Source organism: Curtobacterium sp. MMLR14_010, from assembly GCF_001865015.1.
In the GTDB taxonomy this organism is placed as follows: Bacteria; Actinomycetota; Actinomycetes; order Actinomycetales; family Microbacteriaceae; genus Curtobacterium.
Genome location: NZ_MJGV01000022.1, coordinates 63,992 through 73,847, shown reverse-complemented (window position 1 = coordinate 73,847; position 9,856 = coordinate 63,992). Strand labels below are relative to the sequence as shown.

General features: G+C 74.6%; 11 protein-coding genes. 8 read left to right on the top strand and 3 right to left on the bottom strand.

What is annotated here, in order from left to right; translation table 11 throughout:
• Nucleotides 1-547: 547 nt before the first annotated feature.
• A complete protein-coding gene (locus BIU98_RS04900) occupies nt 548-1,384 on the bottom strand; it encodes an exodeoxyribonuclease III (protein ID WP_071272484.1) in 837 nt (278 codons plus the stop codon).
• A 112-nt stretch (nt 1,385-1,496) separates the two neighbouring features.
• Here BIU98_RS04900 and BIU98_RS04895 point away from each other — a divergent pair, with 112 nt between their 5' ends.
• Genes BIU98_RS04895 through BIU98_RS04870 form a run of 6 tightly spaced genes read left to right on the top strand, consistent with a single transcriptional unit; the run spans nt 1,497 to nt 4,526 of the window.
• Nucleotides 1,497-1,952, top strand: coding sequence for an Asp23/Gls24 family envelope stress response protein (locus BIU98_RS04895; RefSeq protein ID WP_071272481.1), 456 nt, complete (start codon nt 1,497-1,499; stop codon nt 1,950-1,952).
• Nucleotides 1,949-2,140: a DUF2273 domain-containing protein gene (locus BIU98_RS04890; protein ID WP_071272478.1), complete on the top strand. Its 192-nt coding sequence runs from the start codon at nt 1,949-1,951 to the stop codon at nt 2,138-2,140. The genes BIU98_RS04895 and BIU98_RS04890 overlap by 4 nt, the downstream gene beginning before the upstream one ends.
• Complete coding sequence (locus tag BIU98_RS04885) at nt 2,137-2,544, top strand: hypothetical protein (protein WP_071272475.1); 408 nt, start codon at nt 2,137-2,139, stop codon at nt 2,542-2,544. Before BIU98_RS04890 ends, BIU98_RS04885 begins: the two co-directional genes overlap by 4 nt.
• Nucleotides 2,541-3,125 (top strand): hypothetical protein, encoded by a 585-nt coding sequence (locus tag BIU98_RS04880; protein WP_071272472.1) that lies wholly within the window; start codon nt 2,541-2,543, stop codon nt 3,123-3,125. Before BIU98_RS04885 ends, BIU98_RS04880 begins: the two co-directional genes overlap by 4 nt.
• Complete coding sequence (locus BIU98_RS04875; RefSeq protein WP_071272469.1) at nt 3,122-3,718, top strand: hypothetical protein; 597 nt, start codon at nt 3,122-3,124, stop codon at nt 3,716-3,718. Before BIU98_RS04880 ends, BIU98_RS04875 begins: the two co-directional genes overlap by 4 nt.
• Nucleotides 3,719-3,731: 13 nt before the next feature.
• The gene (locus BIU98_RS04870; protein ID WP_254787792.1) at nt 3,732-4,526 is read left to right on the top strand and encodes an aminoglycoside 3'-phosphotransferase; all 795 of its coding nucleotides are present in this window, start codon (nt 3,732-3,734) and stop codon (nt 4,524-4,526) included.
• Here BIU98_RS04870 and BIU98_RS04865 read toward each other — a convergent pair.
• Entirely contained in the window at nt 4,523-5,917 is a 1,395-nt protein-coding gene (locus BIU98_RS04865) for a M23 family metallopeptidase (RefSeq protein WP_139200568.1), read from the bottom strand. The two genes, BIU98_RS04870 and BIU98_RS04865, sit on opposite strands and share 4 nt — an antisense overlap.
• A 66-nt stretch (nt 5,918-5,983) precedes the next feature.
• Nucleotides 5,984-7,666, bottom strand: a complete 1,683-nt coding sequence (locus BIU98_RS04860; RefSeq protein ID WP_071272460.1) for a hypothetical protein — start codon at nt 7,664-7,666, stop codon at nt 5,984-5,986.
• 76 nt (nt 7,667-7,742) lie between these two features.
• Between BIU98_RS04860 and pyrE the strand changes: the two genes are divergently transcribed.
• On the top strand, nt 7,743-8,294 hold the full coding sequence (pyrE, locus tag BIU98_RS04855) for an orotate phosphoribosyltransferase (RefSeq protein ID WP_071272457.1): 552 nt from the start codon (nt 7,743-7,745) through the stop codon (nt 8,292-8,294).
• On the top strand, nt 8,291-9,856 hold the full coding sequence (locus tag BIU98_RS04850) for a hypothetical protein (protein WP_071272454.1): 1,566 nt from the start codon (nt 8,291-8,293) through the stop codon (nt 9,854-9,856). Before pyrE ends, BIU98_RS04850 begins: the two co-directional genes overlap by 4 nt.

The following is a 9,856-nucleotide window of genomic DNA, read 5'->3' as shown; positions in this document are numbered from 1 at the left end:
GGGTGTCGTGACCGGTCGGCGCGGTGGGGAGCCGCTGGCCCGGGTGAGGTCGCACTTCGTGTCGGGTGCGGTGCCGGTGAGGCGACAGGGAGTGCGATCTCGGCGCGGTCTGGACGTGGGGCGGGGCGGACGGGAGGCTCGGGGCGGGGCCGGTGGGGGCCTCCAGGCCGGTGGGTGGTGCGGGCCGGCGCCTCGCGGTGGCGCGGCGGCGAGTGCGGGCGCGCGGCGGCGGGGACCGGCGGCGGATGCGCGGCGGCGAGAGTGCGGGCCGGCGGCGGGAGTGCGGGCCGGCGGCTCGCGGTGGCGGCTGACCCGCGGCGAGAGGTCGGGACACCCCGGCGGGGTGTCGGCGAGTGGTCGAGGGACGTCGGTCGGGGCGCGCTTGGGCGACGGGAGGTGACCGCTCGGCGGAGGTGAGCGGGGTGTCGTGACCGGTCGGCGGGGTGGGGAGCCGCTGGCGCGCGTGAGGTCGCACTTCGTGTCGGGTGCGGTGCCGGTGAGGCGACAGGGAGTGCGATCTCGGCGGAACCGGGGAAGGGCGCTCTGGTCAGAAGATCATGGGGCGGTCGTCGTCGAGGGCGGTGTCGAGGTCGAGGTCCACGACGACGGGGACGTGGTCGCTCGGGGCGTCGCCCTTGCGCTCGTCGCGGTGGATCGACGCGCCGGTGACGACGTCGGCGAAGCCCTGGGAGCCCATCACGAAGTCGATGCGCATGCCCTCGTTGCGGGGGAAGCGCAGCTGCTTGTAGTCCCAGTACGTGTAGCCGTCGGGGACGATCGGGCGGACGACGTCCTGCAGGCCGCGGTCCTCGAACGTGCGGAACGCGGTGCGCTCGGGTTCGCTGACGTGGGTCGCGCCCTCGAAGACGCGCAGGTCCCAGACGTCCTGGTCGAGCGGCGCGACGTTCCAGTCGCCCATCAGCGCGAGCTTGAGGTCGGGGTCGGCCTGCAGCCACTCGGTGGTGCGGTCGGCCAGCTGGGCGAGCCAGTCGAGCTTGTAGGCGTAGTGGGGGTCGCCGACCTCACGCCCGTTGGGGACGTAGAGGCTCCACAGGCGGACGTCGTCCACGGTGACGCCCATGGCGCGGGCCTCCACCGGGAGGTCGGGGCCCTCGTGGCCCTTGAGGAACCCGGGCTGGCCGGGGAAGTCACGGGTGACGTCGTCCATCGGCAGGCGGCTGGCGAACGCGACGCCGTTCCACTGGTTCAGCCCGTGGGCCTCGACGTGGTAGCCAGCGGCCTCGAACGCGTCGACCGGGAACTGCTCGGGCTTGCACTTGATCTCCTGCATGCCGAGGACGTCGACGTCCTCTCGCACGAGCCAGTCGACCACCCGGCCGACTCGGGTGCGGACGGAGTTCACGTTCCAGGTCGCCACGCGCATGGAACACGAACCTACCGGTCACCACCGACCACCGACCACCGGCTCCGAGCGGTCAGCGCGTCGATGGTGTTCCCTGGACCTAGGAGTCCAGCCCACCGTGAGGAGCACCACCATGGCAACGACGAGCAACCGCGTGGACGGCACCGCAGCCACCGCGACCACCGGGACCACGACGACCCAGGTGACCAGCGCCGGCAAGACGGTCATCGACGACCAGGTGGTCGCGAAGGTCGCCGGCATCGCCGCACGGGACGTCCCCGGCGTCTACGCGCTCGGCGGGAACGCCGCCCGAGCCTTCGGCGCCATCCGCGACGCCATCGGGTCGAACGCGCTCGGGCAGGGCGTGCGCGTCGAGGTCGGCGAGACCCAGGTGGCCGTCGACCTGACGATCGTCGTGGACTACCCGACGCCGATGATGGAGGTCGCCTCGGCCGTGCGCGCCGCGGTCACGAACGCCGTGACCGAGCTCGTCGGGCTGCAGGTCACCGAGGTGAACATCGCGATCAACGACGTCAACATCCCCGCGCTCGACGGCACCACGGACGACGTCGACGGCCGCGTCCGATGAGGGCGACCGTCGTCGGCATGGGTGTCGGTGCCGTGCTCGCGGTCGTCGCGCTGACGCTCGGGTTCTGGGCCGTCCTGGTCGTCGCGGTCTGCATGGCGCTCGGGGCCCTCGTCGCCAGGGTCGTGTCCGGGGACGTCGACGTCCACCGGTTGCTCGACGTGCTGCGCGGACGCCGGAGTTCGTCGTGAGTGGTGCGGCGGACGCGGTGACCGCGCCTGCCGCTCCCACGGACCGTGTGCCCGGGTACGACCGAATCGGGACCGCGGCGCTCGTGCACACCGCCCAGGCCGTGGCGGCCGAGGCGCTCGGCAGCTCGCTCCGGGACGTCCGCACCCGGGTGGCCGACGACGGGCGCGGGTCCCTCGCCGTGACCGTCACGGCGCCGCTCGTGATGCCGGTGCTCGGCGCGCGCTCGACCTCGGCAACCTCGGCGACCACGCTGCCCTCGGCGCCCGAGTCCGTCGTCGCGCGCACCCACCGTGCCCGGGCCGCGGTGGCCGAGCGGATCAGCGCGATCACCGGCCGCCAGGTCCAGCGCGTGGACATCACCTTCACCTCGTCCGTCGTCGACACCCCGAGGCGGGTGCGATGACCGAGCACGACGCGTTCGCCCGCCGGGTCCTGCGCCGCGAGACCCACGTGTCCCGGTCGGTCTCGACCGTGGTCGCGATGCTCCTGCTCCTCGTGGTCGCCGCTGCCGCGGTGTCCGCCGCCGTGCTCGTGTTCCTCGACCAGCGCGTGCTCGGCATCGACCCGCGTGACGTCGTCGACGCAGCGGTCGCTGCTCCGCGCGGGCTCGACCCGACCGTCGTGGTCGGCGTCGGAGCGGTCGTCGCGGTGATCGGCCTGGTCCTGCTCGCCAAGGGCGTCCTGCCCGGGCGTCGTCCCCGCCACAGCATGCCGTCGGATCGCCTCGCCGTCGTGGTCGACGACGAGGTGCTCGCCTCCGCTGCGGCGCGTGCCGCCCGCACGGCCACGCGACTCGGTCCGGACGCCACGGTCGGCACCGTCGGGCGGCGGACCGTGGACGTCGTGCTCCGGCCGGCCGCCGGGGTCGACGTGCCGGCGGTCGCCGCGAAGGACGCCGTCGACCGCGAGTTCGCGGAGATCGACGTCGTGCCCGCCGTGCACGCCCGCGTGCGGGTCCAGCCGACCGGACGGGTCGACGGGTGAACGCCACGAACCGCGTGTTGAACCGCGTCGCACTGGTCGTCGCGGGGCTGGCACTGCTCGTGCTCGGCGCCGCGACCGTCCTCGTGCAGACCGTGCCGTGGGCCGCCGACCGCTGGCACGACGCCGCACAGGCGGCGCTCGGGGACCTCGGGGCGGATGCGCCCCACGAGGCCTCGGTCGCGGCCTGGGCGTGGGTGCTCGGGGGCGCTGTGCTGCTCGGTGTGCTGGCCCTCGTCGTGCTGAGCGGCATGGGCGGCGGACGCGTCGGCACCGTGGTCGAGGACGACGGCAGCGCGGCAGGGCTCCCGGGGGTCGTGCGCATCGACGCCACCGCCGTGCAGCACGCCCTGTCGTCTGCCGTCGGCGCCCTGCCGCAGGTCGCGTCCCTGGCCGTCGACGTGCACCGGGTCCGAGGACGCCGTGCCCTGCGCATCCGGGTCCGACCGCGGAAGGGTGCGTCGCCCCGCGAGATCACCACCCGCGTCGAGGAGATCGTCGCGGACCTCGACGCGCTGCTGGGCTCACCGCTCCCCGTGCTGCTCGAGATCGCCCGCGGCGGCGCCGGGTCCTCGCGGCTCGACCGGGTGCACTGAGATGGGGACGCCGGTGTCGCTCGGGGGACTCCCGCACGGGGACGTCGCCGTGCCCGCAGCGCTCGCCTCGGTGATCGGTGCGCGACCGGTGACCCCGGTGTGGGTGAACGCGATCGGCGGGAAGACCTTCCGGATCGGGGGCACCGACGCCGACAGTGCCGACGAGTACGTGAAGTGGGTGCCTGCGGCCTACGCGGCCTGGATCGATGCCGAGACCGCGCGGCTCGGCTGGGCCGGGCGGTGGCTCCGCGTGCCCGAGGTCGTCGACCATGGCGCCGACGAGGAGGGCGCCTGGCTCCTGACCCGAGCGCTGCCCGGGTGGAGTGCCGTCGACCCCCGCTGGCGCGACGAGCCCCGGACCGCCGTGATCGCCGTCGCGGAGGGCCTCCGGGCGCTGCACGACACGCTCCCGGTGGCCGACTGCCCCTTCGTGTGGTCGGACGACGAGCGGGCGGAACGGGGCCGTGCGGCGGGGGCGGACCCGTCACTGCTCGGCCCAGCGCCCGAGACCGACCTGCTCGTCGTCTGCCACGGCGACGCGTGCACGCCGAACACGCTCATCGGCGCGGACGGGCGCTGGGCCGGCCATGTCGACCTCGGGGCGCTCGGGGTCGCGGACCGCTGGGCGGACCTGGCCGTGGCGACGATGGCGCTCGGGTGGAACCTCGGACCCGGGTGGGAGCCGCTGTTCCACGACGCGTACGGACTGCCGGCTGACGCGGAGCGCATCGCCTGGTACCGCGCGCTGTGGGACCTCGACGACGACGGGATCGTCAGCAGCAGCAGCGCCGCCGCTGACCGGGACTAGAAGCCGACGCCCCTGGCCCCCATGAAGCCGACCGGGTCCGTCGTGCCGCCCCCGACGTGGGTCTCGAAGTGCAGGTGGCACCCGGTGGAGTTGCCGGTCGACCCGACGAGCGCGATGAGCGTGCCCGCGGCGACCTGCTGACCGGGGGCGACCCGGAACCCGCCGTTGACGATGTGGCCGTACGCCGTCGCGACCCCGTTGCCGTGGTTGATGCGGACGTAGTTGCCGTAGCCGCCGTACCAGCCGACGTACTCCACGGTGCCGGCAGACGCGGCGACGATCGCGGTGGAGCAGCCACTGCCGAGGTCGATGCCGTCGTGGAAGCTGCCGTTGCCGGTGATGGGGTGCACGCGGTAGCCGTACGAGCTCGAGATGTACCCGCCGGCAGGTCGGACCCACCCGGTGCCGGTGCCCGCGCCGACCGACGGTGACCCGCCGACCGGTGCGCTGCTGCCGCCGCCCCCGCCACCGTTGCTCGGTGCGGCGTTCGCGGCGTTGGCAGCAGCAGCGGCCTGAGCCGCCTGGGCAGCCTGCGCGGCACGACGGGCGGCTGCGGCGGCCTCCCGCGCAGCGCGTTCGGCGGCGGCCTTGCGGACGGCTTCACCCTCGGCGAACTCGGCCTCGGTCCGGACGCGGCCGGAGGTCAGCGTGGCGAGCTGGGCCTGGAGCCGCGCCTTGTTGTCCTGCTGCTCGTCGTAGGCGGCCTGGGCACGGTCGGACGCGGCCTGCGCCTCGGCCATGCGTTCCTCGGCGGCCTTCGCCAGGTCGGCCAGCGCGGCAGCGGCCCGGTCGGCCTGCCCGGTGAGGGCCCTGGCGACGGCGGCGTCGGCGCTCGCGGCGGTCTCCACGCGCTCGGCCTGCTCGGAGAGCTTGCTCAGCGCGCCGAGGTCGTACAGCAGGTCGCGGGTGTCCTCACCGCCGGTCAGCACGCTGGTGGAGACGTCGGTGCCGCCCGAGCGTGCCATCTGCGCGGCGAACCGGCCAGCCTGGGCAGCGCTCTGCGCGGCGACCTCGGCGTGCTCCTCGGCGTCGGCGCGGAGGGCCCGTTCCTTCTCGGCGGCACGCTGCGCCTTGCGCTGGGCAGCGGAGTAGTCGTTGCCGCGCTCCTGCGCTTCGGTCGCAGCGGCGCCGGCCTTCGACTCGAGCTGCCCGATGAGGCCCTGGATGTCGGAGATCTGGCTGTTCTTCTGCGACTCCTGCCCGCGGGCGGCGAGGACGTCGTCCCACGACGGGTAGGTCGCCGCCTGTGCCGGGGGAGCGTCGAACACGACGGCGCCGGTCAGCCCGACCAGGGCGACGCCGGTGACCGCCAGGCGCAGACCCACACGAACACGAAGCCACGGACGTCGACCGGACAGCGGGCGCGAGGAGAGGGGGGCAGAGCGAGTCATCGGGACCGAGCCTATACATCCGTACAGATCCGCCGCGACGCCGACGCACCACTGTGGAGAACTCCCTCAGAAGCCGCGCTCGCGTCGGACCGCGTCCGCGCTGTCCACGACGTCGGTCCGCAGCCGGGCCGCGCCGGCCGTCCCCGCGTAGTCCCAGACGTCGAAGCCGGTGCAGTGGGTGACCGAGGCCGGCCGTCCGAGGAGGTCCTCGACGGACGTCGGCCACACGTCGCCGGAGCCCACGACGACGAACGTCGGGTCGGCGTCCCGGTAGGCCCCGAGGTCGACGAGCCACGGGTACACCTGGAACGTGTCGCGGACCTGCAGCAGGTCGACGTTCGTCGACGCGTAGGTCGCGAGCGGCCGCACCGTCCAGAACTGTCCGACCCCGACGACGTCCCGCCCGTCCGCCCACCGGTCGAGGCAGCTCGCCGGGGTGTACGCGGCCGTCCGCACGGCCCGGAGGGTACTCGGCGCGACCGCGACCCCGGCCGCCAGCACGACGGCGGTGCCGAGGGCGAGCGCGACCCGCACGCCCCGGACCGGTCGGTGCAGCCGGGTGCGGCGGACGGCCGTGCGGGTGAGCTCGCAGACGGCGACGAGGGCGATCAGCGGCGCGACCACGACGGGCTCGAGGTAGCGCGGGGTGTCCGACCCGGCGACGACGACCCCCACGGAGACGGCGGCGATCGTCACCGCGGGCAGGAGCGACGCGACCAGGACGGTCCTGGCGGTGCGGACCCGCCAGGCCCACACCGTCCCGCCGACCGCGAGCAGGACGCCGACGAGCATCAGGAACAGCCCGACGTCGCCCTCGCCGGACCCCGCGCGGTCGTCGGTCAACGAGGCGAAGAACCCGAGGGTCGACGCCGCGCGCGACGGGTGCACGTAGGACGAGGGGTCGAGCGACACGAACGGCCGGAGCGGGATCCGCACGAGGGACCCGACGACCGCGCCCGCCACGATGACGCCGGACAGCCACAGCGCCGGCCGCCACGGCACCCGGCGCAGCAGCGCGACCACGAGCAGCGTGACGACGACCGGCCCACCGGACCACGGCACGTACAGCGGGTTCGACGTGGTCGTGCACGCGGCGACGAGGCCGAGCGTGACGAGGACCGCCGTGGACGCCCGCCCGACCCGGACCGCACGGAGCACGAGCGCCGCCGTGGCGAGCAGCGCCAGCACGACGCCGTAGTAGTACGTCGTGGTCAGGAGCAGCGACGCGAGCTCGAGCGACGTCGCCGTGGCCGAGGACTCCGTCAGGACCTGCAGCGTGAGGAACCCGACCGCCAGCACCGCGACCGCGATCCGCGCCGACCGGCGGGCGGACGGCATCAGCTCGTTCGCGACCGCCCGGACGAGCGCGTAGACGCCGAGCAGCACCAGGAGGCCGTTGAGCGCCAGCGCCTGCTGCGGCGTGGCGGTGACCAGCGAGCAGAGCAGGTAGACCGGCAGCTCGGGGAAGAAGAACAGGGCGGGCGACATCGCCCACTCGAAGGGCTCGCCGGCCCGGATCGACCGGACGACCAGGGGCAGCAACACCGAGTCGCCGTCGTACCAGAGCAGCGAGACCCGGGCCGTGGCGAGCACGTGCCGGAGGGCGATGACCGCCAGGGCGAGCGCGACGAGCGCACCGAGCGCCTCGCGACCGACCGCGCCGACGCGGTCCTGCCGGGACCGCCCGCGGTCGAGCCCGGCACGGCGGGACCCGCCGGCCGCTGGACGCGACGGGCGTTCGAGTGACACACCAGGCAGCGTACCGACGCGTCCCCGACAGCTCCGATGAGCGCCGTGTGGGCGGGACCGACTACCCTTGTGGGCTGTGACGGACGCGCGCGAGCAGTTGATCGACCACATCACGGCTGAGGCCGTGTTCCACGGTGACTTCACGCTGACCAGCGGCAAGAAGGCGACGTACTACATCGACCTCCGCAAGGTCAGCCTGGACCACCGCGTGGCCCCGCTGATCGGCCAGGTCATGACCGACCTGATCGCCGGTGTGCCCGACGTCTCTGCCGTCGGCGGACTCACGATGGGCGCCGACCCGATCGCCGCCGCCGTGCTCCACCAGTCGGCAGCGCGTGGCGGCACGTACGACGCCTTCGTCGTCCGCAAGGAGCCGAAGGACCACGGCCGCGGCAAGCAGGTCGAGGGCCCGGACCTCCGCGGCAAGCGCGTCATCGTCCTCGAGGACACCTCCACCACCGGCGGCTCCCCGCTCAAGGCCGCCGAGGCCCTCGAGCGCGAGGGCGCGATCGTCGTGGGCGTCGCGGTCGTCGTCGACCGGGACACCGGTGCCAAGGAGACGATCGAGGCAGCCGGCTACCCGTACTTCGCGGCGATCGGACTGGCCGACCTGGGGCTGTCCGCGTGACCGCGGAGCGTCCGGACGACGCGCGCGAGCCCGACGACGCCGCCCGCCCCGAGCACGGGGCAGACGGCCAGGAGGCCCCGCCCGCTCCCGCCACGGACGCTCGCTTCCCGGGACTCCGCAGTGCCGCCGACATCTTCGGTGCACCGCGGACCGCCGACGAGTGGCCGTCGCGCCGCGAACGTCGCGAGGCGGAGCGCGCCGCCGCCGAGACCGGCGAGCCGCTGCCGGAGCCCTTCGAGCCCGCCACCCTGCCCGAGCCCGTCACGCCCCAGGACACGGAGCCCGCCACCCCGCAGGAGGCCGAGCCCGCCGAGCCGGAGCCCGCCCCCGCGCCGGTGGACGAGGACGCCACCCAGGCGATCTCGATGCCCGAGCAGCTCCGGGCACCCTCGCACCCGGCCTCCGACCCCGACCGCTCCCTGCTGAGCCAGCGCATCCCGCCGGCCGCCGCGGTCCCGCCGAGCACCACGGCGCCGCACCCCAGCTCGATCCAGCTGCCCTTCGCGCAGACCAACCGCGCCCAGCGCGCTGCGGAGACCCAGGCGATCGAGGACGAGCGCCGCCGCACCGACCCCCTCGGGCTCGGCCGGGACGACGTCGACTTCCTCGGCCGCGCGACGGGTTCCCGGGCCGCCCCGACCGGTCCGCTCGCGCAGCAGCCGCTCGGCGTGGAGAACACGCTGCCGCCGACCGACGAGGCGCCGACGTTCACCGAGCTCCTGCGCCTGCCCGGAGTGGACGGCGCCGAGCGGCTCGACGCCGGACGTCCCTTCGACTGGGCGGTCCACGACGACGACGCGGGCGAGGTCCCGACGACGCTGACCTCGGACTCGTTCGACACCACCACGCTCGGCGGCGGGTGGTCACTGGCCGACGAGGCCGACGACGCCGCCATCATCGACGACGAGCCCGTGGGCCCGTCGACCACGGCGATGCCCGCCCCGACGCCTCCCGCTCCCGTGACGCCCCCGGCTCCGCCCGTCGAACGTCAGGCCCCGCCCGTGACGCCCCCGGCTCCGCCCGTGGAACGTCAGGAACCGCCCGTCCAGCAGCCGGCCCCGCCCGTCGAGCGTCAGGAACCGCCGGAGCGCCCCGTCACGCCGCCGCCCGCCCGGCTCGACCTCGACGAGCTCGACCAGTCCGAGTGGGACGGCCGCGAGACGAGCGACACGAGCGCGATCAAGGACCTCTTCGGCACCCAGGCGGTGAACCAGCTCAGCTCCACCGGGTACGACCCGCACGACACCGGCACGCAGATGATGCCGGCCGTCCACACCCCGGCGCCGGCACCGGCCCGGTCGCCGTACCAGGCAGCTCCGTCGGCAGCGGACGAGGGCAACTTCATCAACGAGGGCTTCGCCCGCCTGCGCGGCGAGGGCAAGCGCGGCAAGCAGCTCCTCATCGGCGGTGCCGTCGTGATCATCCTCCTGATGCTCCTGGCGGTGGTCCTCATCTCGCTGTGGATCCGCTCGAACACCCTCGACGAACAGCTCACCCCGACCAGGTCGCCCACGCCGGCAGCCATGGTGACCACCGTGGGTCCGCTCGCCTCGACGGCGTAG

Excerpts from the sequence above, each read along its gene's own strand:
- BIU98_RS04895 (WP_071272481.1), top strand. The coding sequence starts at position 1,497 with ATGGCAACGACGAGCAACCGCGTGGACGGCACCGCAGCCACCGCGACC.
- BIU98_RS04890 (WP_071272478.1), top strand. The coding sequence starts at position 1,949 with ATGAGGGCGACCGTCGTCGGCATGGGTGTCGGTGCCGTGCTCGCGGTC.
- BIU98_RS04865 (WP_139200568.1), bottom strand. The coding sequence starts at position 5,917 with ATGACTCGCTCTGCCCCCCTCTCCTCGCGCCCGCTGTCCGGTCGACGT.
- BIU98_RS04900 (WP_071272484.1), bottom strand. The coding sequence starts at position 1,384 with ATGCGCGTGGCGACCTGGAACGTGAACTCCGTCCGCACCCGAGTCGGC.
- BIU98_RS04880 (WP_071272472.1), top strand. The coding sequence starts at position 2,541 with ATGACCGAGCACGACGCGTTCGCCCGCCGGGTCCTGCGCCGCGAGACC.